This window comes from Oscillibacter sp. (genome assembly GCF_028693505.1).
Classification (GTDB): Bacteria; Bacillota; Clostridia; order Oscillospirales; family Oscillospiraceae; genus Oscillibacter.
The window spans coordinates 1-26,983 of the sequence record NZ_JAQUVF010000008.1 but is presented as its reverse complement, the minus strand read 5'-3'; the positions used below and the strand labels follow the sequence as shown (position 1 = coordinate 26,983).

Genomic DNA, 26,983 nt, shown 5'->3' with positions numbered 1-26,983 from the left:
GAAATGAACCTTGTAATTTTGACCGCTTTGTGCTATCCTGACCTGCGAATAAAAAGAAATCTGGGGGAATTTTCGTGGCAGAGCATGTGTGTGCGTTTATAAAACGGGAGAGGGTTTTGTGCATTGCGGCCCTCTGCGCGGCGGCGACGATGCTGCTGGTGACGCCTGACAGCTCGTATTTCGACTATATCGACCTGCGGGTTTTGTGTCTGCTGGCATGCTTGATGGCGGTGGTGGCCGGGTTCCAGTCCTGCGGAGCGTTTGAATGGCTGGCGGTACGGCTGCTGCGCCGGGGCGGCAACGGCACGGCGCTGGGCGTGGCGCTGGTGTTGCTGCCGTTTTTCGCCTCCATGCTGGTGACAAACGACGTGGCCCTTTTGACCTTCGTCCCATTTACGCTGCTGGTGCTGGAGGAGCTTGGGTGCCGACGCTGCGCGGTGTGGCTGGTGGTGCTTCAAACGCTGGCCGCCAATCTGGGCAGTATGGCGACGCCGGTGGGCAATCCACAGAACCTGTTCCTCTATGGGGCGTACCGTCTTTCCCCCGGCGCGTTTTTTTCCGCCATGCTGCCGCTGACGGGGATCAGTTTGGTGTGCCTGACGGTGGCCGCCCTGCCAGCGCTGCCCCGGGCACTTCACGCGCCGCAGCTGGAGGAGCAGGCCATCCGGTCCCCCAAAAAGCTGGTGGGATACGGCGTCCTCTTCGCGCTGTGCCTTTTGACGGTGTTTCGCGTCCTGCCCTTTTGGGCTTTGACGGCGCTGGTCCTTGTCGCCGTTGCGCTGATGGAGCCAAAACTGCTGCGGGGTCTGGATTACGGACTGCTTGCAACGTTTGTCTGCTTTTTTATTGTATCGGGAAACTTAGGCAGAGTGGCGGCGGTGCGGACCTTTTTGCAGGGCCTTTTGGAGCGGAGTACACTTTTGACAGCGGTGCTCACCAGTCAGGTCATCAGCAACGTGCCTGCGGCGGTGCTGCTCTCCGGCTTTACGGACGATTGGTGCGCGCTGCTAGAGGGCGTCAATATCGGGGGGCTGGGCACGCCCATTGCCTCGCTGGCCAGCCTCATTTCCATGAAGCTGTATTTTCGCACGCCGGAGGCCCGCCCGGTCCGCTACCTGCTGTGGTTTACGCTGGCGAATCTGGCGGGGCTTGCGATCCTGTTGCTTGCCGCAGAAAAATTTTAAAAAGTTGCATTTGCCGCTTTCCATTTAACGTCGGATTGTTATGATAGAAAAAACGGAAAGGGAGGCGACGAATATGCCGCTGTTTGAAATGAAATCACAGTCTCAAACCTGCTCTCTGCAAAACGCTGCGACGGATTTCCGCACGGCCCGCCGGGTGGGCCAGTATCGCGCGGGGGGCGAGGCCGTCTACTTCCCGGCCTTTCCCGGCCAGCGCTACCTGCCCTATGGGGCGCTTTCCAAGGCGTGGACGAAGAATACGGCCATCACGGTCACCGGCTGCTGCGGAAAGCAGCTGCCCATGGTGCGGCTGCGGATGTTTTACGACGGGGAATTCTATCAGGATTTCCTCTTTGAAAAGCAGACCGAGGCGGACGTGATTTTAGACGCCATCCGCGCTGCCCGGCCGGAGCTGCCGCTGGAGCGGGATACTACCCCACGGGAATAAAGAAACAAACGCCGCCGGAAATTTCCGGCGGCGTTTTTGCGGCTGATCAGAATTTGTTCTTGATGACGTCCTCATAAGAGCCGTCCGCCAGAGAGAAATAGCGGACGAACAGGGAGACCTTGTTGTCCGGATGGAGGGCGGACCACATCTGCTCTGCCAGTGCTGCCGCGTTTGGCGCGTCCAGCTGCACCCGCTCCGGCTCGCCCTCGAAGGAGGGGAGGGGCGTCCCGTCGCCAAGATACGTGTGGATGAAGCGGCCCTCGCCCCGCAGCGGGTGGTCGTAGGTGTAGAAATAGCGGTGGCAGCAGCTGGGGTCGCCGTCCGCCGATTTCAAAATGGACAGCTCGAAAGCGCCGTCTGCGTGCAAAAGACCTGAAATGCGAGGCGTGTAGTTGGGGCCGTCCGGCTCAAATTCCCGGGTGTGAAGGGCCTGCGCGAAGGTGCCGCCCGCCGCCAGCGCGTCCCGCACGGTGTCCGTCTGGTCGCCGTTTGTGACGATCAAATCATCGCCGACCTTACGGACGGGGTGGTAGATAATGAGACTGGGGTCCGTCATTTTGGAGGGGTCATGGGCCTCGGTGCGAATGCCGTCCTCCGTGGCGGTAAAGACCCGGTTCCGGGAGTTTTCGCTCCGCCCCATGATGAAATAGGCGGCTACGGCGTGCTTCCCGTCGGCGCTGCGGCCCAAAACGATGCCCCGGCCGGGGTAGGGGTTGCTTTGCAGCAGTTGGGTGAGATCCAGCTTGTTCATATCGGTGGCTCCTTATTTTAAAAGTTTTTTTCGCTCTTTATAATCGGGGAGATAGCGTCCCAGCAGCGCATAAAATCCGGGACCGTGATTTTTTTCCCGGATGTGGCAAAGCTCGTGGACCACCACAAGATCGATGGCCTCGTCGGGGGAATTCATCAGAAAGCAGGAAAAGCACAGTCCGTTTTTCCCGCTGCAGCTGCCGTACCGCTTCCGGGCGGAGGTGATTTTTACCCCGGTGGGGGTGAGTCCCATCTCCCGGCTCCACTTTGCCACCTTTTCCGGCAGGACGGCCCGCGCCCTTGCCTTCAGGCCTGCAATTTCCGCCTCCGTGGGGGGCGGCGCTTCGGCGGACCGCCGGCGCTGGCGCTCCAAATGGCGGAGAAGCCATGCACGGTGGCTTGAGACAAAATCGTCGATACAGGTCTTGGACGCCGTCAGGGGCGCCCGCACCACCACCCGGCAGTCCCGGGTGATCTCCAGCGCCAGCGTTTTTCGGCGGGAGCGGATCAGTTCAAAAGTTTCCATGAAATCAAGGATAGCACGGTGCTAAAAAAAAGACAAGAGAAAATGGCGAAAAAGGTAATACCATAGGAAAGCGCGGCGCTGCAAGCCGCTATGCCACAGTGACGGTTGACATTTTTCGCGGAAGTGGATACAATAAGAACTCAGTGAAAACCGCGAAAGCGATCTACCATAAGAGATAGAATAGATGTAAAGGAATGGAAACTATGGCACAGGATAAAAGACAAGTGGACGCCATTACCGCCCGGGACACGGATTTTGCGCAGTGGTACACCGACGTCTGCAAGAAAGCGGAGCTGATCGACTACACCTCTGTCAAGGGCATGTTTATTTACCGTCCCTACGGCTATGCCATCTGGGAGAACATCCAGCATACGCTGGACCGGCGGTTTAAGGAGACGGGCCATGAGAACGTCTACCTTCCCGTGCTGATTCCGGAGTCCCTTTTGCAAAAGGAGAAGGACCACGTGGAGGGCTTTGCGCCCGAGTGCGCCTGGGTCACCATGGGCGGTAACGAGAAGCTGGAGGACCGGCTGTGCATCCGTCCCACCTCTGAGACGCTGTTTTGCGAGCATTACGCCAACATCATCCACTCCTGGCGGGACCTGCCCAAGCTGTATAACCAGTGGTGCTCCGTCCTGCGCTGGGAAAAGAGCAGCCGCCCCTTCCTGCGCCACCGGGAATTTTTGTGGCAGGAGGGCCATACCATGCACGCCACCGAGGAGGACGCCCGGGAAGAGACCATGCGCATGCTGAACGTCTACGCCGACTTCATGGAAAACGTGCTGGCCATGCCGGTGATCCGGGGCCGCAAGACGGAAAAGGAAAAGTTCAAGGGCGCGGTGGAGACCTATACCGTGGAGTGCATGATGCACGACCATAAGGCCCTTCAGGCCGGTACCAGCCATTATTTCGGGGACGGATTTGCCAAGGCCTTCGGCATTTCCTTTGCCGGGAAGGACAACCAGCCCCATGCGCCCCACCAGACCAGCTGGGGCGTGTCCACCCGCATGATCGGCGGCATCATCATGACCCACGGCGATGATAACGGTCTGGTGCTGCCGCCCCGCGTGGCGCCGGTGCAGGCGGTGGTCATTCCTGTGGCGCAGCACAAGCCCGGCGTGCTGGAAGCCGCGGCGGCGCTGCGGGACCGGCTGAACGCTGCTGGCTTCCGGGCGAAGATGGACGATTCCGACAACTCTCCCGGCTGGAAGTTTGCCGAGTATGAGATGAAGGGCGTGCCGCTGCGGGTGGAGATCGGCCCCAAGGATATCGAGAAGGGGCAGTGCGTGATCGCCCGCCGGGACACTGGCGAGAAGATGTTCGTTTCGCTGACGGAGCTGGAGGAGAGCGTGCGGAAGCTGCTGGACGCGGTCCACGAGAATCTGTACGCCATGGCGCTCCAGAATCGGGAGGAGAACACCTTCGATATCAAGACGCTGGAAGAGGCCAAGGCCATCACGGAGGGCAAGGGCGGTCTGCTGCGGTCCAAGTGGTGCGGCGATCTTGCCTGCGAGCTGGCCATGAAGGAACAGGCAGGCGTGAGCTCCCGGTGTATGCCGCTCAGCCAGTCCGGCACCGAGGGCGTGTGCCCGGTGTGCGGCAAGAAGTGTGCCACGGATATTTACTGGGGCGTCGCGTATTGATGAAAAAGCCGCCCCGTTGGGCGGATACGATTGGAAAAGGCGAGAGACCACCGTCTCTCGCCTTTTCCTCGCCTCGGGGAAGCCATGATTGGATGCAGCGTTTCCTATAATAAAGGTAGCGCGGGCGTCGAAAATGGGCGCATTTTTGCCGAAAGCGCGAGATGCCAAAAAAATATTCAAATTTTCATGAAAAACAGAGAAAATCCTCTTGACAGCGGGATGTTTTTCTTTTATTATAGTTGAGTCCGCGCGGGAAGGAACAACCTTGCCCCGCGACGCTGCGATGAACCGGGAGATTGCTCGTAAGAGGTAACTTCCGGGGAGTATGTCCGATAATCGGGCGGCTGAGAAAGATCTGTACGTTGCGTAGATCGCCACGCCATGATCAGTGTACCGGCCAGAATACCCAGCGCCGGTACTTTTTTCATGAGTAGGAATGATACGCACGGTTAAGCGTATAGAAAACTTCTCTCGCCGTACGGAGTCGAGACCGCGAGAAAACTACGTACGAAATCAGGAGGAAAAACCAAATGGCAGCACAAAAAGAAATGATTCGCATTCGTCTGAAGGCCTATGACCATCAGGTCATCGACCAGAGCGCAGAGAAGATCGTCGAGACGGCAAAGCGCACCGGCGCTGAGGTCTCCGGCCCCATTCCTCTGCCCACCAAAAAAGAGATCGTCACCATCCTGCGGGCCGTGCATAAGTACAAGGACAGCCGTGAGCAGTTCGAGCGCCGCACCCACAAGAGACTGATCGATATCACCAAGTCCACCCCCAAGACGGTGGAGGCTCTGATGGCTTTGGAGCTGCCCGCCGGTGTGGAAATCGAGATCAAGCTGTAAGGCAGGGTCTCTCGCGACACCTTATTATTATCTGTTTGCTACCATGTCCGCCACCTTGCGGGGCGGACGGGTCATGTCGGCAGAGCAATGCGGCGGGACCCAACCGTCTGTATCTAAGCCGACCAATAACCTTTAAGGAGGAATATACATGAAAGCAATCATCGGCAAAAAAGTGGGCATGTCCCAGATTTTTGACGAGAACGGCCATGTGATCCCCGTCACCGTGATCGAGGCGGGCCCCTGCACAGTCGTTCAGAAAAAGACTTCCGAAAAGGAAGGCTACGAATCCGTTCAGCTGGGCTATGAGGATCTGCCCGAGCGCAAGCTCAGCAAACCCGAGATGGGCCACCTGAATAAGGCCGGCGTCAGCCCCAAGAAGCATCTGCGCGAGTTCAATCTGGAAAGCGCTGAGCTGAATATCGGCGACGTCATCAAGGCCGACACCTTTAAAACCGGCGATTTCGTTGATGTCACCGGCATCAGCAAGGGTCACGGCTACGCCGGCGTTATCAAGCGCTGGGGCGCACATCGGACCCCCACCAGCCACGGCGGCGGCCCCGTTCACCGTCATGCCGGTTCCATGGGCTCTTCCACCGATCCCTCCAAGATTTTCAAGGGGAAGATCGGCGCCGGCCACATGGGCGTTGACCAGGTCACTGTCCAGAACCTGTCCATTGTAAAGGTTGATCCCGAGCTGAATATGCTGGTCGTCTGCGGCGCCGTTCCCGGCCCCAAGGGCGGACTTGTGACGATTAAGTCCACGGTCAAGGTCCACAAGGCCAAGCAGGCCGGCGCGGACATCAGCAAGAACCCGCAGAAGGCTTCCGGACGCAACCCGCAGAAGGCTTCCGCCAGAAACAAGTAAGAAAGGGGTGCTTAAGTAATGTCTTCCATGAAAGTTTTCAACATGGCCGGCGCAGAAGTCGGTACTGTGGAACTGAGCGACGCCATCTTTGGTATCGAGCCCAACGAGACCGTCGTCCACGAGGTGGTCAAGAATCACCTCGCCAACTGCAGACAGGGCACCCAGAGCGCCCTCACCCGCGCCGAAGTTTCCGGCGGCGGCAGAAAGCCCTGGCGTCAGAAGGGTACCGGCCACGCCCGTCAGGGCAGCACCCGTGCTCCGCAGTGGACCCACGGCGGCATTGTGTTCGCTCCCAAGCCCCGGGATTACAGCTATGTGCTGAATAAGAAGATCAAGCGCCTGGCGCTGAAATCTGTCTTGTCCGCCAAGGCTGCCGAGGGCAAGCTGGTCGTGATCGACTCCATCAAGATGGACGCCATCAAGACCGCTGCATTCCGCAAGTTCCTGAACGCTGTGAACGTGGACGGCAAGGCTGTCGTTGTGACGCCCGCCGTTGACGAGTCTGTTGTCAAGAGCGCCCGGAATATCCCCGGCGTGCTGACTACCCCCGCTGTGCAGCTGAATGTCTATGACATCCTGAACGCACGGTATCTGGTGGTGGATCAGAGCGCCCTCGCTAAAATCGAGGAGGTGTACGCGTAATGGCTACCGCATACGACATCATCATCCGTCCCATCATCACCGAGCGCGCGATGTCCGGCGCTGCCGACAAGAAGTACGTGTTCGAGGTTTCCAAGGACGCTGGCAAGATTGAGATCAAAAAGGCTGTTGAAGAGATCTTCGGCGTGAAGGTCGCCTCCGTCAACACCCTGACGGTGCCCGGCAAAGAAAAGCGCATGGGCGCCGGCCGCCCCGGTATGACCAAGGCCTGGAAGAAGGCCTACGTGCAGCTGAGCGCGGATTCCAAGACCATCGAATTCTTCGAAGGTATGGTCTGATAACGGAAGGAGAGTAAAGCGATATGTCTATCAAAACCTTTAAGCCGACGACTCCCTCCAGACGTCAGATGACAGTCTCCGGATTCGACGGCATTGACAAGAAGGCCAAGCCGGAGTCCAGCTTGGTTGAGACTCTGAAAAAGAGCTCCGGCCGCAACAGTTACGGCCGCATCACCGTCCGCCATCGCGGCGGCGGCAACAAGCGGAAGTACCGCGTTATCGACTTCAAGCGCGACAAGGAGGGTGTTGCCTCCGTACTGCGCCTGGAGTACGATCCCAACCGCAGCGCCAACATTGCGCTGATCGAGTATGAGGACGGCGAGAAGCGCTACATCCTGGCGCCTGTGGGCATGAAGCCCGGTCATAAGATCATGACCGGCGCGGGAGCCGACATTCTGCCCGGCAACGCACTGCCTCTGGCCAACATCCCGGTCGGTACCGTGATCCACAACATCGAGCTGCATCCCGGCAACGGCGCTCAGCTGGTCCGCTCTGCCGGTACCGCTGCGCAGCTGATGGCCAAGGAAGGCAACGATGCCCAGATCCGTATGCCCTCCGGCGAAGTTCGCATCGTGCGCACCAACTGCATGGCCACCATCGGTCAGGTTGGCAACATCGAGCACGAGAACATCAATATCGGCAAGGCCGGCCGTAAGCGTCACATGGGTTGGCGTCCCACCGTTCGCGGCAGCGTCATGAACCCCAATGACCACCCCCACGGCGGCGGCGAGGGCCGCGCGCCCGTCGGCCGTCCCGGCCCTGTCACTCCTTGGGGTAAGCCTGCTATGGGCTATAAGACCCGCAAGGGCAAGAACCCCACCAGCAAATTCATCGTCAAGCGTCGTAACGAGAAGTAAGGGAGGCAAGAACTATGAGCAGATCCATCAAAAAAGGCCCGTATGTTGCCCCTGCGCTTCTGAAGCGGGTCGAGGCTATGAACGAAAAGAATGAGAAGAAGGTCCTGAAGACCTGGAGCCGCAGCTCCACGATCTTCCCCGCCTTCGTTGGTCACACCATCGCCGTCCACGATGGCCGGAAGCATGTGCCTGTTTATGTCCAGGAGGACATGGTCGGTCACAAGCTGGGTGAGTTTGCACCCACTCGGACCTTCCGCAGCCATCGGAAAGATAACTAAGTAAGGAGGATGCAGAACATGGAAAAGAAAGAAGCAAAAGCGTATCTGCGCTATGTCCGCATCGCTCCCCGGAAGATCCAGATCGTCTGTGATCTGATCCGCGGTAAGGACGCCGGCTCTGCCATGGCGATCCTGATGCAGACTCCCAAAGCGGCCTCCGAGCCTCTGATGAAGCTCCTGAAGTCCGCTTGCGCCAACGCCGAGAACAACTTCGGCATGGACCCCACCAAGCTGGTGGTGTCCGAAGTATTCGCCACACCCGGCCCCATCCTCAAGCGGATGATGCCCCGGGCACAGGGCCGTTCCTACCGTATCAATAAGCGCACTTCTCACGTCACCCTGGCTGTGACGGAAAAGGCATAAGAAGGAGGAAAACAGTTTATGGGACAGAAAGTGAATCCCCACGGTCTGCGTGTGGGTGTCATCAAAGACTGGGATTCCCGTTGGTATGCCAGTGATGAGAAGGTCGGCGATCTGATCGTCGAGGATCAGAAGATCCGCAAGTTTTTAAAGAAGGCCCTGTACGGCGCCGGCGTTCCCAAGATTGAGATCGAGCGCAGCAGCGACGTGGTCACCATCTTCCTGCATTGCGCCCGTCCCGGTGTGGTCATCGGCAAGGGCGGCGAGCAGGTCGAGCAGTACCGCGTTGCCGTGGAAAAGCTGATCGGCAAGAAGGTAAAGCTGAACATCGTCGAGGTCAAGAACCCCGATATGAACGCCCAGCTGGTTGCTGAGAACATTGCCCAGCAGCTGGAAAAGCGTATCAGCCATCGCCGCGCGATGAAGAACGCCATGGCCCGCGCCATGCGCGCCGGCTCCAAGGGCATCAAGACCTGCTGCTCCGGCCGTTTGGGCGGACGCGAGATCGCCGGTGTTGAGAACTACCACGAGGGCACCATCCCCCTGCAGACCATCCGCGCCGACATTGAGTACGGCTTCGCGGAGGCTGCCACCACCTTTGGCCGCATCGGCGTGAAGGTGTGGATCTACAAGGGCGAGGTTCTCTCTCAGACCCTGCGCACCACCCCCCGCACGATGGATACCACGAAGCCCTATCAGGAGCGTCGTGACCGTCGTCCCCGCCGCGATGGCGACCGTCGTCCCGGCGGCTTCAACCGCGGTGGACAGGGCGGCGGCTTCAACCGCGGTCCTGGTGGTCCCGGTGGTCAGGGCGGTTTCAACCGCGGTGGCCAGACCGGCGGCCAGGGCGGCTTTAACCGCGGCCCCGGTGGTCAGGGCGGTTTCAACCGCACCAACAATTTCAGCCGTCCGGCTGCCCCCGCAGCCCCCGCTAAGGAAGGAGGAGCCCAGTAATGCTTCTGCCGAAGAGAGTCAAGTATCGCCGCGTACACCGCGGCCGTATGACGGGAAAAGCCATGCGCGGCAACACCCTGTCCTATGGTGAGTATGGCCTGCAGGCCACTGAGCCCGCCTGGATCACCAGCAATCAGATCGAGGCTGCTCGTATTGCCATGACCCGTTACACCAAGCGTGGTGGTCAGGTCTGGATCAAGATTTTTCCCGACAAGCCCGTGACCAAGAAGCCCGCTGAAACCCGCATGGGTTCCGGCAAGGGTTCCCCCGAGTTCTGGGTCGCCGTCGTGAAGCCCGGCCGTGTCATGTTTGAGATCGCCGGCGTACCCGAAGATGTTGCCCGCGAGGCGCTGCGTCTGGCCAGCCACAAGCTGCCCATCAAGACGAAGATCGTCGCCCGCACCGAGGAAGCAGGTGAGTAAGATGAAGGCAAGTGAAATCCGTAAGATGACCCCTGAGCAGCTGAATGAGAAGCTGACAGGCCTGAAGAAGGACCTGTTCTATCTGCGCATGCAGCATGCCACCAATCAGCTGGATAATCCTGTGAAGATCCGGGAGACCAAGCACGATATTGCCCGAGTCAAGACCGTGCTGGCGGAGCTCTCCGCGGCTTCCGACAAGCAGTGAGAAGGAGGTAAGCGAAGATGAACGAAGAAATGAGAACTGCCTCCCGTAAGACCCGGGTCGGTAAGGTTGTTTCCGACAAGATGGATAAGACCGTGGTCGTCGCCATTGAAGACCGCGTGGCCCATCCTCTGTACAAGAAGATCGTTGGCCGTACCTACAAGCTGAAGGCTCATGACGAGCAGAACGCCTGCGGGATCGGCGACAAGGTCAAGGTGATGGAGACTCGCCCCCTGTCCAAGGACAAGCGGTGGCGCGTGGTCGAGATCATTGAAAAAGCGAAGTAAGGAGGTGCCGAGTTATGATTCAGCAGGAAAGCTATCTGAAGGTTGCCGATAATACCGGCGCCAAAGAGATCAAGTGCATCCGCGTCTTGGGCGGTTCCAAGCGCAAATTCGGCAACATCGGCGATGTGATTGTAGCCTCTGTGCGCAAGTCCACTCCCGGTGGTACCGTGAAGAAGGGCGAGGTTGTAAAGGCTGTCATCGTTCGCAGCGCAAAGGGCGTCCGTCGTACCGACGGCACCTATGTCCGCTTTGATGACAATGCCGCCGTCCTGATCAAGGACGACAAAAACCCCAGAGGTACCCGCATCTTTGGGCCTGTGGCTCGTGAGCTGCGTGACAAGGATTACATGAAGATCCTGTCCCTCGCCCCCGAAGTGATTTGAGGAGGGCAACGAAATGGCTATGAATATCAAGAAGGGCGATACCGTTGTCGTCCTGTCCGGTAAGGACAAGGGTAAGCAGGGCAAGGTTCTGGGCACCGTTCCCGGTTCCCTGAAGGTCGTTGTGGAGGGCATCAATATGGTGACCTGCCACGTCAAGCCCCGCAAGCAGGGCGAAGAGGGCGGCATCGTCAAGCGCGAGGCTGCCATCGCCACCTGCAAGGTGCAGGTTCTCTGCCCCAAGTGCAAGAAGGCTACCCGCATCGCCCACAAAATTGAGGGCGATAAAAAGACCCGCGTGTGCAAGCACTGCGGTGCTGAACTGTAAGAAAGGAGCGTAACGACATGACTACACTGAAAGAAAAGTATACCGCCGAAATCGCTCCCGCTCTGATGAAGCAGTTCGGCTATAAGAGCGTCATGCAGCTGCCCAAGATCGACAAGGTCGTCATCAACGTGGGCTGCGGCGAGGCGCGTGAGAACGCCAAGGTTTTGGAAAACGTGGTGGGCGACCTGGGCCAGATTACCGGCCAGAAGCCCATCATCACCAAGGCCCGCAAGTCCATCGCCAACTTCAAGCTGCGCGAGGAAATGCCCATTGGCGCCAAGGTCACTCTGCGGGGCGCCAAGATGTGGGAGTTCCTGGACCGTCTGTTCAACGTGGCTCTGCCCCGTGTGCGTGACTTCCAGGGCATCAACCCCAACTCCTTTGACGGCCGCGGCAACTATGCCCTGGGCATCAAAGAGCAGCTGATCTTCCCCGAGATTGAGTACGACAAGATCGACAAGATCCGCGGCATGGATGTGGTCATCTGCACCACCGCCCACACCGATGAAGAGGCCCGTGCCCTGCTGGAGCAGGTCGGCGCTCCCTTCGCGAAATAAGGAGGAAGAGAAAATGGCGAAGAAGTCTATGATCCTGAAGCAGCAGGCTCCCGCGAAGTTCTCTTCCCGGAAGTACAACCGCTGCAAGCTCTGCGGCCGTCCTCATGCATATCTCCGGGACTACGGCGTGTGCCGTATCTGCTTCCGTGAGCTGGCATACAAGGGCGAGATCCCCGGCGTGCGCAAGGCCTCTTTCTAAGAAAGAGCCAACCTTTGTAACCAAAGACCTTTGATATGGGGTCTTGGCGATATACGGACGGCGAAAGGTCATGACTAATTGGGCACCACGCGCGAGCGGACTGCTCCATTAGCCATGATACCTCGCTGCCGGAGCGGCAAACAGCCGCAACTCTAAAAAATAGGAGGATTTACCATGCATATCACTGATCCAGTTGCGGATATGCTCACCCGCATCCGCAACGCAAACAGCGCCAAGCACGATACCGTCGATGTCCCCGCTTCCAACATGAAAAAGAGCATTGCTCAGATTCTGCTGGATGAGGGCTACATCAAAAACTTTCAGATCGTGGAAGACGGCCTGCAGGGCATCATCCACATCACTCTGAAGTACAACGCTGGCAAGGAAAAGGTCATCACTGGCCTGCGCCGTGTCAGCAAGCCCGGCCTGCGCGTCTATGTGGGCGCCGATGAGCTGCCCCGCGTGCTGCGTGGCCTGGGTATTGCAATCATCTCTACGTCCAGAGGCGTCATGACCGAGAAGAAGGCCCGCGAGGCTCATATCGGCGGTGAAGTCCTGGCATTCGTCTGGTAAGGAGGGTATTTGAACAATGTCTAGAATTGGCAGAATGCCCATTACCGTTCCCGCCGGCGTCAATGTTTCTATCGCCGATGGTAATGTGGTTACCGTCAAGGGACCCAAGGGCGAGCTGCAGCGTGCGCTGCGCCCCGAGATGATCATTAAGCAGGAAGGCAACACGATCACCGTGGAGCGTCCTTCCGATGACAAGCTGCATCGCTCTCTGCATGGTCTGACCCGCACTCTGCTCCACAACATGGTCGTCGGTGTGACCGAGGGCTTTAAGAAGGAGCTGGATGTCAACGGTGTTGGTTACCGTGTGGCCAAGGATGGAAAGAACCTGGTTATGAACCTGGGTTTCTCTCATCAGGTGATCGTTTCCGAGATCGAGGGCATCACCATTGATGTCCCCGCTCCCAATAAAATCATCATCAACGGATGTGACAAGCAGGCTGTCGGCCAGTTTGCTGCCGAGGTCCGCGAGAAGCGTCCTCCCGAGCCTTATAAGGGCAAGGGCATCAAGTATGTGGACGAAGTCATCCGGCGCAAGGTCGGTAAGACCGGCGCTAAGAAGTAAGGAGGTGTGCCAGAATGATTAAGAGACCGAATACCAACGCACAGCGTTTGAAGCGTCATAAGAGAGTGCGTGCCAAGATCTCCGGCACCCCTGAGATGCCGCGTCTGAATGTGTTCCGCAGCGAAGCCAATATCTACGCCCAGATCATCGACGATGTGAACGGCGTGACGCTGGTTGCCGCTTCTTCTCTGGATAAGGCCATCGAAGGTTACGGCGGCAATGCTGCCGCTGCTGCTGCCGTTGGCAAGCTGGTGGCCGAGCGCGCGAAGGCCAAGGGTATCGAGAACGTGGTCTTTGACCGCGGCGGTTACCTGTATCACGGCCGCGTGCAGGCTCTGGCTGAGGGCGCCCGCGAAGGCGGCCTGAAATTCTAAGGAAGGAGGAACGATAAATGCCTAGATTTGAAAGAGAACAGAGCGAGTATATTGAAAAGGTCGTATACCTGAACCGCGTTTCCAAGACGGTGAAGGGCGGCCGCGTCATGAAATTCTCCGCCCTGGTCGTCGTTGGCGACGGCAAGGGTAAGGTCGGTTACGGCCTGGGCAAGGCTGCTGAGGTTCCCGAGGCAATCCGCAAGGGAATTGAGGCTGCTAAGAAGAATATGATCACCGTGACACTGTCCGGCAGCACCGTTCCCCACGAGACCATCGGCGCCGCTGGCGCCGGCCGCGTGCTGATGAAGCCCGCTGCTCCCGGTACTGGTGTCATTGCCGGCGGCGCAGTCCGCGCCGTCGTCGAGGCCGCAGGCATTAAGGATATTCGTACCAAGTGCCTGCGTTCCAACAACCCCAACAATGTCGTCGCCGCTGCTTTTGAGGGCCTGAAATCCATGCGTGGCCCTCAGGAGGTTGCCCGTATTCGCGGCAAGAGCGTCGAAGAGATTGTGGGTTAAGGAGGCGCTGAACATGGCAAACTTAAATATTAAGCTCGTAAAGAGCCTGAATGGCCGCCTGGATAAGCAGGTTGCCACTGCAAATTCCCTGGGCCTGCGCAAGATCGGTGACATCACCGTGCAGCCCGATAACGATCAGACCCGCGGCAAGATCGCCAAGATCGGCTACTTGCTGCAGGTCACTGAAGTGAAGTAAGGAGGCACGAAAGAATGAAACTGAGCGAACTGTCTCCCGCCGAGGGCTCTGTCCGCGAGACCTATCGGAAAGGCCGCGGCGCAGGCTCCGGCAACGGCAAGACCGGCGGCCGCGGTCATAAGGGCCAGAAGGCCCGCAGCGGCGGCAAGGTCCGCATTGGCTTTGAAGGCGGCCAGATGCCTCTGGCACGCCGCATCCCCAAGCGCGGCTTCAACAATATTTTCGCAAAGCCTCTGGAGATCGTCAACCTGAGCGCCCTCAATGCATTTGAGGACGGCGAGACTGTTACCGCTGAGGCACTGATGGCCAAGGGAATTCTCTCCAAGTGTGAGTATGGCTATAAGGTGCTTGGCAATGGTAAGGTGTCCAAGAAGGTTACCGTAAAGGCTTCTGCTTTCTCCGCTTCTGCCAAGGAGGCTATCGAGGCAGTTGGCGGGAAGGCAGAGGTGATGTAACGTGATCCAGACGATTCGCAAAGCTTGGGGAGTCCCCGAACTGCGGAAAAAGATCATCTTTACACTTCTCATCCTGCTGATCTTCCGGATCGGCAACGCCATCACAGTCCCGTATATCAACGTCGAGGCGCTGAAATACCAGCTGGATACCATGGGCACCACGTACTTTGGCCTTCTCAATGCGATCAGCGGCGGCGCTTTCGCAATGGCTACCGTATTTGCGCTGAGCATCCAGCCCTATATCAACAGCTCCATTATCATTCAACTGCTGACCGTTGCCATTCCCGCGCTGGAGCGGCTTGCGAAGGACGGCGGCGAAGAGGGCCGGAAGAAGATCCAGTCCATCACCCGCTATACCACGGTTGCCATTGCTATTTTGCAGGCGTTCGGTTATTACATGATGATCAAGCGCTACAATCTGCTGGCGGAGGGTGCCGATGGCATCTGGCCCGCACTGGTCATTATTGTTTCGCTGATCGCCGGTTCCTCCTTTGTGATGTGGATGGGCGAGCAGGTCACGGAGTTTGGTGTGGGCAACGGCATTTCCATTGTCCTGTTTGCCGGCATCCTCTCTCGTGTGCCTTCCATGGTCAGCGGCATGTGGGACGGCGTTAAGACCTGGTCCTCCGTCAATAGCGGAGCTCTTACGCTGGAGACCCTGACCCAGGCCGGATATCCGGCGGACAGCGCGCAGCGCGTGCTGGATTCTGCACTTGCACCGTGGGCGGTTGCACTGATTGTGGTGGGCATTCTGGCCCTGATCGTCTTTATCGTGTTCATCAACGACGCCGAGCGCCGGATTCCGGTCCAGTATGCCAAGCGTCAGGTGGGCCGGAAGATGTATGGCGGCCAGAGCACGAACCTGCCCATGAAGGTGAATATGTCCGGCGTTTTGCCGATCATTTTCGCCCAGAGCATTGCTTCCCTGCCGATCACGGTGTGGAGCTTCATCGGAATCCCCGCAGAGGGAACGGTTTCCCGCTCTATTTACGATGCGATTGATACAAAGTCCCTTGTCTACATGGTGGTGTACTTTATCATGATCATCGGCTTTAGCTACTTCTATTCCACGATTCAGTTCAACCCCGTTGAGATCGCCAACAACCTGAAAAAGCAGGGCGGGTTCATTCCGGGCTTCCGTCCCGGCAAGCCCACTGTGGATTTCATTAAGAAGGTCCTCAACAAGATCACGCTCTTCGGTGCGATCTATCTGGGTATTGTGGCGATCTGCCCTCTTCTGGCGGGCAAGATCGTGGGCAACGCTACCATCGGAATTGGCGGTACCTCCGTCATCATCGTGGTGGGTGTTGCACTGGAAACTGTTAAGGCATTGGAATCCCAGATGCTGATGCGTCAGTATAAGGGCTTCCTGGAATAAGAGAGAAGGGCAGTTATGAAACTGATCCTACTGGGCGCACCCGGCGCCGGAAAAGGCACACAGGCTGAAATCCTGTGTAAAGAGCTGGATATTCCCACCATCTCCACAGGCAATATTCTTCGCGCCGCAATTCAAAACGGCACGCCGATCGGCAAGAAGGCAAAGTCCTTCATGGACGCAGGCAAGCTGGTGCCCGACGAAGTCATCATCGGCATCATCACCGAGCGGGTGGCGGAAGAAGATTGCGCAAACGGCTACATTCTGGACGGGGTTCCCCGCACAATCGCCCAGGCTGAGGCTATGGAGAAGGCCGGAATCACCTTTGACGATGTGCTCTCCATCGAGATCTCCGACGAGACTGTCATGGAGCGCATGAGCGGTCGGCGCGTCTGCGAGCGTTGCGGCGCCAGCTACCATCTGGTGGCTGTGCCCCCCAAGGCAAGCGGCGTGTGCGACAAGTGCGGCGGCAAACTGATCCAGCGTCATGATGATGAACCCGAGACCGTGAAAGCGCGTCTTGAGGTCTATCATAAGGAGACGGAACCGCTGAAGGCGTTTTACGCACAGCGCGGTCTCCTGAAGTCTGTGGAGAACCAACCCACAGTTGAGGGAACTTCACAGGCAATCCTCCACGCGCTTGGGAGATGAGTGCATGATTACACTCAAATCACCCGCGGAGATCGAACTGATGCGCCGTGCCGGAAAAATTACCGCGGCTGCCCGTGCTTTGGCAGGGGAAATGGTAAGACCCGGCGTAACAACCCAGGAGATCGACAGCGCAGTAGAGCATTTTATCCGCAAACAGGGCGCGGTCCCATCGTTCCTCCACTACAACGGCTATCCCGCCAGCGCCTGTATCAGCGTCAACGACGAAATCATCCACGGCATTCCCGGGAGACGGGTTTTGGCTGAGGGCGATATCGTCAGCGTGGATGTGGGCGCGTACATTGGAGGGTTCCATGGCGACTGCGCGGCAACGTTTCCCTGCGGCAAAATCTCACCGGAAGCGCAGGATCTGATCGATGTGACCAGAGAGAGCTTTTTCCAGGGGATCAAGAACGCAAGGGAAGGACACCGGCTGTTGGATATTTCCGCAGCCATCCAGGCGTATGTGGAAAGCCACGGTTACTCCATCGTCCGGGAATACGTCGGTCACGGCGTAGGAACGACAATGCATGAGGCACCGGAGATCCCCAACTACGGCAATCCCGGCCGGGGACCGCGGCTTCTGCGCGGGATGACGCTTGCAATCGAACCCATGGTGAATGCCGGCAGCGCGGCCATTCAGCAGCTGAGCGACGGCTGGACCGTCAAGACGCTGGATGGAAAGTGGGCGGCCCACTATGAGAATACGATCCTGATTACCGATGGGGAACCCGAAATTCTGACGGCTCCCGCCATTTGACAGTAAGAAGAAACGTATGGAAATTGCAAAATCAGATATTGTTCGATCCGACGCCGGCAGGGACAGAGGAAAACTCTTTGTTGTCCTTGCAGTAGAAGGAGAATACCTTTTGCTGGCGGACGGAAAATGCAGGAAAGTGGAATCACCCAAGCGCAAAAAGCGCAGACATGTGCTGTTTGTGGCTGCGGATGAGACCCGACTTTCCGAGAAGATTAAAAGCGAAGAAAAAGTAAGCAATAGTGAGCTTCGCAGGACCCTTGCGGTTTACCGCGAAGAGGTCCAACCGGACCAGGAGGGATAACGTTTGGCAAAATCCGACATGATCGAAGTGGAAGGTATTGTGGTAGAAGCCCTGCCCAATACGACGTTCCAGGTTGACATTGGAAATGGACACACGATCCTAGCGCATATTTCCGGGAAACTCAGAATGAATTTCATCAGGATTCTGCCCGGCGATAAGGTTACGGTGGAGATGTCCCCGTATGACCTGACCCGCGGCCGGATCACCTGGCGCAGCAAGTAACCGCGCCGGGCGAAGTCAATGACTTGAAACAGCTGAAAGGAATGGTTAAGAACTATGAAAGTAAGACCGTCCGTGAAGCCCATGTGCGAAAAGTGTAAGGTCATTCGCCGCAAAGGCCGTGTCATGGTCATTTGCGAGAACCCCAAGCATAAGCAGAGACAGGGCTAACATTTAATTGGAGGTGCTTTAAAAGTATGGCACGTATTGCCGGTATTGACCTGCCGAAGGATAAGCGTATCGAAATCGGCCTCACCTATATCTACGGCATTGGCAGAAAGAGCGCCAAGGATATCTTGGCACAGACGGGCATCAGCCCCGACACCCGCGTGAAGGATCTGACCGACGCCGAGGAGCAGCAGCTCCGTGACGCCATCGACGCTTATACCGTCGAGGGCGACCTGCGCCGCCAGACCGCCCTGGACATCAAGCGCCTGGGTGAAATCGGCTGCTACCGCGGCATTCGGCACCGTAAGGGCCTGCCTGTCCGCGGTCAGCGCAGCAAGACCAACGCAAGAACGCGCAAGGGTCCCAAGAAGACCATTGCCAACAAGAAGAAGTAAGGAAGGAGAACCAACATGGCAACAGCGAAAGCTACCGGCGGTAAGAAAGTCATTCGGCGCCGCCGTGAAAAGAAGAATATCGAGCGTGGCCAGGTCCATATTCGTTCTTCTTTCAACAACACAATGGTTACGGTTACCGACAGCCAGGGTAACGCCCTTTCTTGGGCCTCCTCCGGCGGCCTCGGTTTCCGCGGCAGTAAGAAGTCCACTCCCTTCGCAGCCCAGACGGCTGCCGAGACGGCTGCTAAGGCGGCCATGGAGCATGGCCTGAAGACGGTCGAAGTATTCGTGAAGGGCCCCGGCCAGGGCCGTGAGGCTGCGATCCGCGCTCTGCAGGCGGTGGGTCTGGAAGTGACGATGATCAAGGACGTCACTCCCATCCCTCACAACGGCTGCCGTCCCCCGAAGCGTCGTCGCGTGTAATCGAAAGAGGAGGTAACAAGCAATATGGCAAAGAATATGCAGCCGATTGCCAAGCGCTGCAAGGCTTTGGGCATTTCTCCTGCCGTGATGGGTTATGCGAAGAAGGAAACCAATCGCAATCCCGGCGGCCAAATGAGAAAGAAAAAGAGCGAATATGGCATTCAGCTGACCGAAAAGCAGAAGGTCAAGTTTATTTACGGCGTCTTGGAAAAGCAGTTCCGTGATTATTATGAAGCTGCTGCTACCGCCCCCGGTAAGACCGGCGATAACCTGCTGATTACCGTGGAGCGCCGTTTGGACAATGTGGTGTACCGCATGGGCTTCGCGATGACCCGCCGTCAGGCTCGCCAGCTGGTGAACCACGGGCACTTCACCGTGAACGGCCAGAAGGTCGACATCCCCTCCTATTTGGTCAAGGCAGGCGACGTCATCGAGGTGGCAGAGTCCAGCCGGTCCTCTGAGGTGTTCAAGCGCTTGGTCGGTCAGGATGCCCCCATGTTCCTGCTCCCCGCTTGGATGGAGCATGAGAAGAACACCCTGAAGGGAACCGTGACCCGCCTTCCTGCTCGCGAGGACATTGACGTCCCCGTTGAGGAGCACCTGATCGTTGAGTTGTACTCCAAGTAATCGGAGGATACCCTCAATAATGATAGGAACTGCCGGCGGCATGCTTTGCATTGCCGCAAGAAGAAGATGAAGGAGGGTAACTGCATGATCGAAATTGAGAAGCCCCAGATTGAGTGTATCGAGACCCCGGGTGACGTCACCTACGGTAAATACGTGGTGGAGCCGCTGGAGCGCGGATATGGCACCACTCTGGGCAACGCGCTCCGCCGCATTATGCTTTCCTCTCTGCCCGGTACCGCTCCGACCACGATCAAGATCGCCGGTGTCCAGCATGAGTTTTCCACCATCCCCGGTGTGAAAGAGGACGTCACGGAGATCGTTCTGAATGTGAAGGGTCTGCTGACCAAGCTGCACTGTGAAACGGTGAAAACTGTTTATATTGAAGCGGTTGGTCCCTGCGAAGTCACTGCCGGCGATATCAAGGCCGACGGTGAAGTAGAGGTTCTGAACCCGGAAATGCACATTGCGACGCTGGACAACGGGGCTACGCTCAACATGGAGATCACTCTGTCCCACGGCCGCGGTTATGTGCCTGCGGATCGCAACAAGCCGCAGCAGAATATCATCGGCATGATTGCCGTGGACTCCATTTATACGCCTGTTTATAAGGTGAACTATACGGTGGAGCCTACCCGTGTCGGCGCATCCAGCGACTTCGACAAGCTGACGCTGGAGGTCTGGACGGACGGTACGATTTCTGCGCGCGATGCGGTATCTCTCGGAGCGAAGATTCTGTGCGATCATTTTACGCTTTTCACCGACCTTTCTGAGAATGTGGGCAATAAGCCCACGGTGGTGGAGAAGGCGGAAGCGCAGCGGGATAAAGTTCTGGAGATGACAATCGAGGAACTGGACCTTTCTGTTCGCAGCTTCAACTGCCTCAAGCGCGCCAACATCAACACCGTCGAGGATTTGATTTCCAAGACGGAGGATGAGATGATGAAGGTCCGCAACCTGGGCCGCAAGTCCCTTGAAGAGGTCATCAATAAGCTGGCTATGATGGGTTTGCATCTGGCTGACGAAGAAAACAACTGATTCTATGCCGGCGGAATCTTCCCCGGCTGACCAAAATCCTGATAAGGAGGAAACCGAAATGCCCGGAACTCGGAAACTTGGCAAGACCACTGACCAGCGCATGGCAATGCTGCGTCAGCAGGTTACGGATTTCCTGGATAACGGTAAGATGGAGACCACCGTCACCCGTGCCAAGGAAATCAAGCCCCTGGCTGAGAAGATGATTACTCTCGGTAAGAAGAGCGATCTGGCTGCTTATCGGCAGGCCATGAGCTTCATTACCCGCGAGGACGTCTGCAAGAAGCTGTTCAAGGAGATTGCTCCTACCTATACCGAGCGCAATGGCGGTTACACCCGCATTGTTCGCACCGGCATTCGCCGCGGTGATGCCGCTGAGACGGCCATCATCGAACTGGTGAAGTAAGAAGCGATGATTAAAAAAGCCCCTTGTCACAGGATTCCTGTGACAAGGGACTTTTTGATTTTTCTTTTCAAATGATTCTCAATGTGATATGATAAGAAAAACGGAGGTGGTTCTGTGCGCAAGGTGCAATGCGGCGAGTGCCGAAAGAACTATGACTATGACGAAGACGGCTTTTGTCCCTATTGCGGGGCATTTAACCAGCCGCGTCGGGAAAGCGGTACGTCGCCTGTCCGAATAGAGGGACTGAACGAGGCCGGCCATCAGAACTCCTTCCTTCATGCGGAATTTCATGAAGAGAATCGGGAGCGGATGCACGAGAGCGTTGCATCCATGAAAAGGGCGGCCCGGCAGGCGGCCAGTACGTCTGGGAAATGGGAGAAGGAAAAGACGGAGAAAAGCTCGCCGCTTGGCGTGATTGTGTGGATCGTGGGAGCGATCATTCTCCTCAATGTCTTTGGAAACCTCTTGTTTCTGTTCTTTTAAAGCAAAAAGCAGGTTTCGGAATCTCCGAAGCCTGCTTTTATTGTACACAAAAATCAACATTTTTTCACAGTTGTATTTCTTCCCCGTTTGCGCAAAATAGCGTTGAGAATATGCGGAGGGAATGGAGCAACATGCAAATGCGACGACTGCTGATTTTGCTGATTTTGCTGATTTGTTTGCTTGTACCCAGCCGGGGAGCTGGGCTGGCAGTCAATGGGGAAGTGGAAATGCCGGAGCCGGAGCGGCTGATTGCACTGACCTTTGATGACGGCCCCAGAGAAAGCACAACAGGTCGACTGCTGGATGGTCTGCGTGAGCGGGGCGCCAGCGCTACTTTTTTTGTGGTGGGAGAGGAGGCTGAAAAGAATCCCGCGCTCATCAAACGGATGATCGCGGAGGGACATCAGGTGGGGAATCACACCTGGAGCCACGTTCAGCTGGAGAAGGCCACGCCGACTGTGGCGTTGCAGGAAATAATGCAGACGGATGCTCTGCTGAAAGAACTTCTGGGGGAGGGAACCTACTGGCTGCGGCCGCCATATGGCCTGATTGGCGCCGGACTGGAGAAAAAAATTCAGGTTCCGATGGTCAAGTGGTCCGTAGACCCCAGAGATTGGGAAAGCCGCAACACGCAAAAAGTGGTGCAGGCGGTGCTGAAAGACGCGAAACCCAACAGCATTATTTTGCTGCACGATATTTATCCCACCTCTGTGAATGCAGCCTTGCAGATTGTGGATGCGCTGCAGGCCAAGGGATACTGGTTTGTGACAGTTGAAGAGATGCTGCGGCTCAACGGCATTACACCGGAGGCAGGTGTGCTGTATCGCACCGGGGCAGGAGCATAAAAAAAGAGACGCGTAAAGCGTCTCTTTTTTTTAGAAAAAGCATTACCCCAGAATCAGCAGAATAACAGTTAAAATCATGAAAACAGCCCCGATCCACTTGGTGGCCCGCGCTAATTTTGCATCCATGGTCTTGGCCTTGTTTCTGGACAGGAAAGAATCTGCAACACCGCCAATGGCGCCGGAGAGACCGGCACTTTTACCGGACTGGAACAAAACAGCCAAAATAATGGCGAGACCGCAAAGTAGTTGCAGAATCGTAATAACCAATTTCAAAGCGCTCATATCGGAAAACCTCCAAAAATTTACCCATGTATGAAACATGAATCTTTATTTACAGAACTTAATGTTACCATAGTTTGCGCATTCTTTCAAGGGATTTTTCAAAAAAAAGAACATGAATTTTTAGAAAGTACAACAAAATTTTACCTTCAAATCTGGAACAAATGTTTGCATCTCGAAGAAAAGTGTGCTATAATAGCCGCAAAGCGGCTATTATACGCGCATCAGCCCACGCTGTGGGTCGGCGCTTAAATCTACGGCCGCAAAGCGGCAATCATAAAACAAACGTATACGCATGGCTGCGGGGACACAGGAGGGATACTATGGCTGAATTGTCTGCCATGCAGCAGAAGATCTACACATATATTGCATCCTGCATTCGTGACCAGGGATATCCGCCCTCCGTGCGTGAGATCGGGGAAGCGGTGGGACTAAAATCACCCTCTACGGTCCATTTTCATCTCAAGCATCTGGAAGAAGCCGGCGTCATTGAAAAGGGAGCCGGGAAGGGGCGCGCCATTGCACTCACACATCCCCCGCTTTCGGAGGATCGGGTGCCCATCGTGGGCAACGTGGCTGCGGGCAGCCCTATTTTGGCGGAGGAGTGCATTGAGGACTACCTCACCTTTGATACCGGTGGACGCAGCGGAGAGTACTTTGCCTTGCGGGTTCGCGGAGAATCCATGCTGAATGCGGGCATTCTGCCGGGAGATCTTGTGGTGGTGCGCCGCCAGGCTGCGGCGAACACCGGCGAAATCGTGGTTGCGATGATGGAAGGGGAAGCCACGGTCAAGCGCTTTTCCAACCGGAACGGCCACATTTGGCTGCTGCCGGAAAATGAAGCCTATTCCCCCATTGATGGGACCTATGCGCAGATTTTGGGCAAGGTGGCCGCTGTGGTGCGGCGATATTGAATCGACATCAAAAAAGGAGCGCGGTTTTATCCGCGGTCCTTTTTTGCTACCATGCAACCTTCAAAATCGGACGCATCGTCTCCGATCTTCAGTGGGGCAATACTCAAATTGTAACAGAAAAAACCGTGAACCCGGCGTTTTTAAGGCTTTTTGGGCGTTACTTGCAGATGTGACGGCACAATGTGCTTTTGCTTACGAAACCCTAAATAACCATTATTTGTAAGTTTATATGTCATTTGTAACAGTTGAGACGAAGTATTTCCGAAGAAGCTTTATACAATATGCTTTAGAAAATAAAAAAAGCTATTAACATCGACTATTGAATTTGAAATCAACACGTGTATGTATAATAAAATTAGATATAGAAAGTCTTTATTATGAATATTGTCAGGATACGTTTCTTTAATTTGCCAATTTTATATATAATTATCATAGCGTTTTCGATATTTTTCGAAAAAATGCTACTCGTGTTCAATATTTATAGGGACGCACATGAGGTTGGACTGCCCCGCTGCATCGCGGATACCGTTTCCGGGCGGTGCGCATGAACTTATTTATTTAGTGGTGGACTTCATTTGTTCACACACCTTCTAAATAAAAATATTTGAGGAGGTTTATCATGAAAAAAGTTGCAGCATTTATTCTTGCGCTGACCATGTCTCTTAGCTTGGCTGCCTGTGGCAGCAAAGGCGCGGATACGCCTGAAGCGCCCCCTCCCTCTGCTCCCGCCGCGACTCCGGAAGCCACAAAACCCGCGGATGAGGCCACTTCCGAACTGCTGGCCGGCTTTGACACCAACGCCGACGGACTGGTTCTGGGCTTCAGCAACTCTTACAACGGCAACAGCTATCGTCAGAAGGAAGAGGAACTGTTCTTCAATCTGGCGGATCAGCTGAAAGAAATGGGCGTTTTAAAGGATTACATTGTCACCGAGTCGAACTCCGATAACGCAACGCAGGCCTCTCAAATTCAAAGTCTGGTACTGAAGGGCGTTGACGTCATCATCGTTGATCCGGGCTCCACCACGGCGCTCAACAGCGCCATTGAAGAGGCGTGGGATGCCGGCGTGCCCTGCGTCATCGTCAACGATGGCCCTGTCACCACGGACAAGTGCTATCAGATCAACTTCGATTATAAGGGCGCCATCATGCCTGCCGCGCAGTATATCGTGGATCGTCTGGGCGGTAAGGGCAACGTGCTGATTTCCCGCGGCATTGCGGGCGTGGAGTCCGACACGAACTTCTACGCCGGTATGCGCGAGGTTTTGGACAAGTATCCGGACATCCATATCGTTGCAGAGGTTTACGGACAGTGGACCGGTTCCATTGCCCAGAAGGAAATTTCCTCTGTTCTGCCCAGCTTGGATCAGGTTGACGCAGTGCTGGGCGAGGGCGGCGACGGCTACGGCGCAGTCATGGCGTTCCAGGCTGCCAACCGCGACATCCCTCTGATCATCGGCGGTAACCGCGGCAACTTCATGAGCTGGTGGGCACAGGCATACAAGGACAGCGGCTATGAGACCATGTCCTGGACGACCAGCCCCGCCATCGCAGCCGCTTCCATCTTTGTTGCCATTGACGTGGCCCGCGGCATCGAGGTCCCCATGAGCATGTCTGTTGACGGCTATATCATTACCCATGACGATATGGAAGCCAATATTGATACGTATCTCAATATGGAAGCCGACGATATTGCCGGTGAGCTGTATACTTACGACTGGGTAAAAAACACCCTTTATACGCAGAAGTAATTTAACGGTTCGGCCGTGCGCTGTGGACAGTTCTTTGTAGACGGAACTGTCCACAGCCATCCCGACGGACTGTTTCACAGGGCAAACTTTTTACGATGGGGCAGGTAATCAATGAACACGACAAAAATTGGGAAAGAAACCACTCCGTTGCTGGAGCTAAAAAATGTCACAAAGGTGTTCGGCCACACGGTTGCGCTCAATGAGATGAACTTTACCGTCTGTCCGGGCGAGATTGTTGGCTTGATCGGTTCCAACGGTGCGGGGAAATCTACCCTGATGAAGGTGATTACCGGCGTGTATTCACCGACCTCCGGGAGCATTACCAACGAAGCAAAGGAAGTCAATGCAAAGCAATACAATGCCACTGAGGCAAAAAAACGTGGCATTGCCTGTGCGTATCAGGAACTGTCCTTGTGCACAAACCTCAATACATACGAAAACTTTGCCATCAGTCATATGGATCACTCTCCTGTTGGAAGTCGCGGCTGGCGGAAGCATGCGCTGTCGTTTGCACAGGAGAAGATCGATGAAATTTTTCCGGACAGTGGGATTGACCTGAAGATGCCGGTCAGCTCGCTGAAGCTGGCACAGCGGCAGATGGTCGAGATATCCAAGGCGGCGTCTGCCGACGGATTGAAGCTGCTGATTCTGGACGAACCAACGTCCTCTCTGACCAGTGACCGCATCGAGCAGCTGCACGCCTCCATGAGAAGCCTTTGCAAGCAGGGCGTCGCCATTATTTACATTTCCCATAAGCTGGATGAGATTGACCGCATTTGCGACCGCATCACGGTGATGAAGGCCGGAGCAAACATCCTCAGCGCCGACATGGATGAGATCACGCCCCAGCAGCTCATTGAGATCATGGGCGGCAAGGCCGCCGGGCAGAAGGCAAAGGCGCAGGAGAGACCGGATACGCCGGTGGTGCTGCAGATCAGCCATCTTGAAACCACCGCGCTGCATGACATCAATCTGGACGTTCGGCAGGGAGAAATCGTCGGCATCTCGGGTCTGGCCGGTTCCGGTCAAAAGGAGCTGCTGCTGGCCATCTTTGAAGCCCAGCGCAAAAAATTTCAGAAAACTGTCACCATGTCAACACGGGCATCCTTTGTCAGCGGAGACAGAAACACAGAGGGCGTCTTTCCGTTCTGGAATATTGCGGATAACACCTTGGTATCCAGCTATGAGCAGGTAAGCAAACGAGGTGTTCTGCTGAAGCAAAAAATGCGGACCTTGGCACAATTCTGGTATGATAAGCTGAAATTTCGCGCTGCCGGTATCGACGATGACATCACCAGTCTGTCGGGCGGAAACCAGCAAAAAGCGCTGATTGCCCGTGGCATTTGCGCCGACGCCGGCATCATCATCCTCAACGATTCCACATGCGGCGTGGATCTGGAGACCAAGCAGGAGATCTATCATCTGCTGGACGAGGCGCGCAGTCAGGGCAAGACCGTCATCTGGCACAGCACGGAAGATCTGGAAATGGAGCAGTGCGACCGCGTCGTTGTGATGGGCGGCGGTAGCATCATCGGTGTTAGAGTTCAGTTGAAACAGCCAATACGGGCTCAACTGAAATCGCCAAACTGAGCTCAGAAGAAAAGACCAAACAACCCAGATTGGCAAATTAATTATTCTTGCTCGGTCATTTCTTCAACTG

General features: G+C 56.2%; 43 protein-coding genes. 40 read left to right on the top strand and 3 right to left on the bottom strand.

Annotated elements, in window-relative coordinates:
* Positions 1-74 precede the first annotated feature (74 nt).
* Both PHI30_RS03785 and PHI30_RS03780 read left to right on the top strand, forming a co-directional pair.
* Positions 75-1,184, top strand: a complete 1,110-nt coding sequence (locus tag PHI30_RS03785) for an SLC13 family permease (RefSeq protein ID WP_300024108.1) — start codon at positions 75-77, stop codon at positions 1,182-1,184.
* Positions 1,185-1,257: 73 nt separating this feature from the next.
* The gene (locus PHI30_RS03780; protein ID WP_300024105.1) at positions 1,258-1,629 is read left to right on the top strand and encodes a hypothetical protein; all 372 of its coding nucleotides are present in this window, start codon (positions 1,258-1,260) and stop codon (positions 1,627-1,629) included.
* Positions 1,630-1,675: 46 nt separating this feature from the next.
* Here PHI30_RS03780 and PHI30_RS03775 read toward each other — a convergent pair whose 3' ends face one another.
* Positions 1,676-2,380, bottom strand: a complete 705-nt coding sequence (locus PHI30_RS03775; protein WP_300024102.1) for an IMP cyclohydrolase — start codon at positions 2,378-2,380, stop codon at positions 1,676-1,678.
* Between the two features lie 12 nt (positions 2,381-2,392).
* The gene (locus tag PHI30_RS03770; RefSeq protein WP_300024099.1) at positions 2,393-2,905 is read right to left on the bottom strand and encodes a M48 family metallopeptidase; all 513 of its coding nucleotides are present in this window, start codon (positions 2,903-2,905) and stop codon (positions 2,393-2,395) included.
* 203 nt (positions 2,906-3,108) lie between these two features.
* Between PHI30_RS03770 and proS the strand changes: the two genes are divergently transcribed.
* The 35 genes from proS (at position 3,109) to PHI30_RS03595 (ending at position 22,380) form a co-directional block, all read left to right on the top strand.
* The gene (gene proS, locus PHI30_RS03765) at positions 3,109-4,548 is read left to right on the top strand and encodes a proline--tRNA ligase (protein ID WP_300024096.1); all 1,440 of its coding nucleotides are present in this window, start codon (positions 3,109-3,111) and stop codon (positions 4,546-4,548) included.
* Between the two features lie 530 nt (positions 4,549-5,078).
* On the top strand, positions 5,079-5,393 hold the full coding sequence (rpsJ, locus tag PHI30_RS03760) for a 30S ribosomal protein S10 (protein WP_091127932.1): 315 nt from the start codon (positions 5,079-5,081) through the stop codon (positions 5,391-5,393).
* Between the two features lie 148 nt (positions 5,394-5,541).
* Positions 5,542-6,258, top strand: coding sequence for a 50S ribosomal protein L3 (gene rplC, locus PHI30_RS03755; RefSeq protein WP_300024091.1), 717 nt, complete (start codon positions 5,542-5,544; stop codon positions 6,256-6,258).
* Between the two features lie 18 nt (positions 6,259-6,276).
* Entirely contained in the window at positions 6,277-6,900 is a 624-nt protein-coding gene (gene rplD / locus PHI30_RS03750; RefSeq protein ID WP_300024088.1) for a 50S ribosomal protein L4, read from the top strand.
* Positions 6,900-7,196 (top strand): 50S ribosomal protein L23, encoded by a 297-nt coding sequence (gene rplW / locus PHI30_RS03745; protein ID WP_300024085.1) that lies wholly within the window; start codon positions 6,900-6,902, stop codon positions 7,194-7,196. Before rplD ends, rplW begins: the two co-directional genes overlap by 1 nt.
* Positions 7,197-7,219: 23 nt before the next feature.
* The gene (rplB, locus tag PHI30_RS03740; protein ID WP_300024083.1) at positions 7,220-8,053 is read left to right on the top strand and encodes a 50S ribosomal protein L2; all 834 of its coding nucleotides are present in this window, start codon (positions 7,220-7,222) and stop codon (positions 8,051-8,053) included.
* Between the two features lie 14 nt (positions 8,054-8,067).
* On the top strand, positions 8,068-8,331 hold the full coding sequence (gene rpsS / locus PHI30_RS03735; RefSeq protein ID WP_300024081.1) for a 30S ribosomal protein S19: 264 nt from the start codon (positions 8,068-8,070) through the stop codon (positions 8,329-8,331).
* An 18-nt stretch (positions 8,332-8,349) separates the two neighbouring features.
* On the top strand, positions 8,350-8,694 hold the full coding sequence (rplV, locus tag PHI30_RS03730; RefSeq protein WP_300024078.1) for a 50S ribosomal protein L22: 345 nt from the start codon (positions 8,350-8,352) through the stop codon (positions 8,692-8,694).
* An 18-nt stretch (positions 8,695-8,712) separates the two neighbouring features.
* Positions 8,713-9,645: a 30S ribosomal protein S3 gene (gene rpsC, locus PHI30_RS03725; protein ID WP_300024074.1), complete on the top strand. Its 933-nt coding sequence runs from the start codon at positions 8,713-8,715 to the stop codon at positions 9,643-9,645.
* Entirely contained in the window at positions 9,645-10,067 is a 423-nt protein-coding gene (gene rplP, locus PHI30_RS03720; protein WP_300024072.1) for a 50S ribosomal protein L16, read from the top strand. The genes rpsC and rplP overlap by 1 nt, the downstream gene beginning before the upstream one ends.
* A 1-nt stretch (position 10,068) precedes the next feature.
* On the top strand, positions 10,069-10,272 hold the full coding sequence (gene rpmC / locus PHI30_RS03715) for a 50S ribosomal protein L29 (protein ID WP_300024070.1): 204 nt from the start codon (positions 10,069-10,071) through the stop codon (positions 10,270-10,272).
* A 17-nt stretch (positions 10,273-10,289) separates the two neighbouring features.
* Positions 10,290-10,556 (top strand): 30S ribosomal protein S17, encoded by a 267-nt coding sequence (gene rpsQ / locus PHI30_RS03710; protein ID WP_300024068.1) that lies wholly within the window; start codon positions 10,290-10,292, stop codon positions 10,554-10,556.
* Positions 10,557-10,570: 14 nt separating this feature from the next.
* On the top strand, positions 10,571-10,939 hold the full coding sequence (rplN, locus tag PHI30_RS03705; RefSeq protein WP_300024066.1) for a 50S ribosomal protein L14: 369 nt from the start codon (positions 10,571-10,573) through the stop codon (positions 10,937-10,939).
* A 13-nt stretch (positions 10,940-10,952) separates the two neighbouring features.
* Positions 10,953-11,264 carry a 50S ribosomal protein L24 gene (gene rplX, locus PHI30_RS03700; protein WP_300024063.1) on the top strand — a complete coding sequence of 104 codons (312 nt, stop codon included), beginning with the start codon at positions 10,953-10,955 and terminating at the stop codon, positions 11,262-11,264.
* Between the two features lie 17 nt (positions 11,265-11,281).
* On the top strand, positions 11,282-11,821 hold the full coding sequence (rplE, locus tag PHI30_RS03695) for a 50S ribosomal protein L5 (RefSeq protein ID WP_300024061.1): 540 nt from the start codon (positions 11,282-11,284) through the stop codon (positions 11,819-11,821).
* Positions 11,822-11,834: 13 nt separating this feature from the next.
* Complete coding sequence (locus PHI30_RS03690; protein ID WP_091127912.1) at positions 11,835-12,020, top strand: type Z 30S ribosomal protein S14; 186 nt, start codon at positions 11,835-11,837, stop codon at positions 12,018-12,020.
* 174 nt (positions 12,021-12,194) lie between these two features.
* Positions 12,195-12,593: a 30S ribosomal protein S8 gene (gene rpsH / locus PHI30_RS03685; RefSeq protein ID WP_300024058.1), complete on the top strand. Its 399-nt coding sequence runs from the start codon at positions 12,195-12,197 to the stop codon at positions 12,591-12,593.
* Positions 12,594-12,609: 16 nt separating this feature from the next.
* Complete coding sequence (gene rplF / locus PHI30_RS03680) at positions 12,610-13,155, top strand: 50S ribosomal protein L6 (RefSeq protein WP_300024055.1); 546 nt, start codon at positions 12,610-12,612, stop codon at positions 13,153-13,155.
* Between the two features lie 14 nt (positions 13,156-13,169).
* Positions 13,170-13,529, top strand: a complete 360-nt coding sequence (gene rplR, locus PHI30_RS03675) for a 50S ribosomal protein L18 (protein ID WP_300024052.1) — start codon at positions 13,170-13,172, stop codon at positions 13,527-13,529.
* Between the two features lie 17 nt (positions 13,530-13,546).
* Positions 13,547-14,047, top strand: coding sequence for a 30S ribosomal protein S5 (gene rpsE / locus PHI30_RS03670; protein ID WP_300024049.1), 501 nt, complete (start codon positions 13,547-13,549; stop codon positions 14,045-14,047).
* A 13-nt stretch (positions 14,048-14,060) separates the two neighbouring features.
* A complete protein-coding gene (rpmD, locus tag PHI30_RS03665; RefSeq protein ID WP_300024046.1) occupies positions 14,061-14,243 on the top strand; it encodes a 50S ribosomal protein L30 in 183 nt (60 codons plus the stop codon).
* Positions 14,244-14,257: 14 nt separating this feature from the next.
* Positions 14,258-14,698 (top strand): 50S ribosomal protein L15, encoded by a 441-nt coding sequence (gene rplO, locus PHI30_RS03660; protein ID WP_300024043.1) that lies wholly within the window; start codon positions 14,258-14,260, stop codon positions 14,696-14,698.
* Position 14,699: 1 nt separating this feature from the next.
* Entirely contained in the window at positions 14,700-16,076 is a 1,377-nt protein-coding gene (gene secY, locus PHI30_RS03655; protein WP_300024041.1) for a preprotein translocase subunit SecY, read from the top strand.
* A 15-nt stretch (positions 16,077-16,091) separates the two neighbouring features.
* Positions 16,092-16,724 (top strand): adenylate kinase, encoded by a 633-nt coding sequence (locus PHI30_RS03650; RefSeq protein WP_300024039.1) that lies wholly within the window; start codon positions 16,092-16,094, stop codon positions 16,722-16,724.
* A gap of 4 nt (positions 16,725-16,728) precedes the next feature.
* Positions 16,729-17,481, top strand: coding sequence for a type I methionyl aminopeptidase (gene map / locus PHI30_RS03645; RefSeq protein ID WP_300024037.1), 753 nt, complete (start codon positions 16,729-16,731; stop codon positions 17,479-17,481).
* A gap of 16 nt (positions 17,482-17,497) precedes the next feature.
* A complete protein-coding gene (locus PHI30_RS03640; RefSeq protein WP_300024035.1) occupies positions 17,498-17,782 on the top strand; it encodes a KOW domain-containing RNA-binding protein in 285 nt (94 codons plus the stop codon).
* Between the two features lie 3 nt (positions 17,783-17,785).
* The gene (gene infA / locus PHI30_RS03635; RefSeq protein ID WP_300024033.1) at positions 17,786-18,004 is read left to right on the top strand and encodes a translation initiation factor IF-1; all 219 of its coding nucleotides are present in this window, start codon (positions 17,786-17,788) and stop codon (positions 18,002-18,004) included.
* A 54-nt stretch (positions 18,005-18,058) separates the two neighbouring features.
* On the top strand, positions 18,059-18,172 hold the full coding sequence (rpmJ, locus tag PHI30_RS03630; RefSeq protein ID WP_014116882.1) for a 50S ribosomal protein L36: 114 nt from the start codon (positions 18,059-18,061) through the stop codon (positions 18,170-18,172).
* 26 nt (positions 18,173-18,198) lie between these two features.
* Complete coding sequence (gene rpsM / locus PHI30_RS03625; protein WP_300024030.1) at positions 18,199-18,564, top strand: 30S ribosomal protein S13; 366 nt, start codon at positions 18,199-18,201, stop codon at positions 18,562-18,564.
* A gap of 15 nt (positions 18,565-18,579) precedes the next feature.
* Positions 18,580-18,987 carry a 30S ribosomal protein S11 gene (gene rpsK / locus PHI30_RS03620; RefSeq protein WP_300024027.1) on the top strand — a complete coding sequence of 136 codons (408 nt, stop codon included), beginning with the start codon at positions 18,580-18,582 and terminating at the stop codon, positions 18,985-18,987.
* A gap of 24 nt (positions 18,988-19,011) precedes the next feature.
* Positions 19,012-19,614, top strand: a complete 603-nt coding sequence (gene rpsD / locus PHI30_RS03615; protein ID WP_300024024.1) for a 30S ribosomal protein S4 — start codon at positions 19,012-19,014, stop codon at positions 19,612-19,614.
* Between the two features lie 84 nt (positions 19,615-19,698).
* Complete coding sequence (locus tag PHI30_RS03610) at positions 19,699-20,649, top strand: DNA-directed RNA polymerase subunit alpha (protein ID WP_300024021.1); 951 nt, start codon at positions 19,699-19,701, stop codon at positions 20,647-20,649.
* A gap of 58 nt (positions 20,650-20,707) precedes the next feature.
* Entirely contained in the window at positions 20,708-21,052 is a 345-nt protein-coding gene (rplQ, locus tag PHI30_RS03605) for a 50S ribosomal protein L17 (RefSeq protein WP_300024018.1), read from the top strand.
* 114 nt (positions 21,053-21,166) lie between these two features.
* Positions 21,167-21,535, top strand: coding sequence for a hypothetical protein (locus PHI30_RS03600; protein ID WP_300024015.1), 369 nt, complete (start codon positions 21,167-21,169; stop codon positions 21,533-21,535).
* Positions 21,536-21,666: 131 nt separating this feature from the next.
* Entirely contained in the window at positions 21,667-22,380 is a 714-nt protein-coding gene (locus tag PHI30_RS03595) for a polysaccharide deacetylase family protein (RefSeq protein WP_300024013.1), read from the top strand.
* A 42-nt stretch (positions 22,381-22,422) separates the two neighbouring features.
* Here the strand turns inward: PHI30_RS03595 and secG are convergent, their stop codons facing one another.
* Entirely contained in the window at positions 22,423-22,662 is a 240-nt protein-coding gene (gene secG / locus PHI30_RS03590; protein WP_300024010.1) for a preprotein translocase subunit SecG, read from the bottom strand.
* A gap of 320 nt (positions 22,663-22,982) precedes the next feature.
* Between secG and lexA the strand changes: the two genes are divergently transcribed.
* From lexA to PHI30_RS03575, 3 genes are all read left to right on the top strand, one after another.
* A complete protein-coding gene (gene lexA, locus PHI30_RS03585; RefSeq protein ID WP_300024007.1) occupies positions 22,983-23,573 on the top strand; it encodes a transcriptional repressor LexA in 591 nt (196 codons plus the stop codon).
* 619 nt (positions 23,574-24,192) lie between these two features.
* Positions 24,193-25,323 (top strand): substrate-binding domain-containing protein, encoded by a 1,131-nt coding sequence (locus PHI30_RS03580; protein WP_300024004.1) that lies wholly within the window; start codon positions 24,193-24,195, stop codon positions 25,321-25,323.
* Positions 25,324-25,434: 111 nt separating this feature from the next.
* Complete coding sequence (locus PHI30_RS03575; protein ID WP_300024001.1) at positions 25,435-26,913, top strand: sugar ABC transporter ATP-binding protein; 1,479 nt, start codon at positions 25,435-25,437, stop codon at positions 26,911-26,913.
* Positions 26,914-26,983 lie beyond the last annotated feature (70 nt).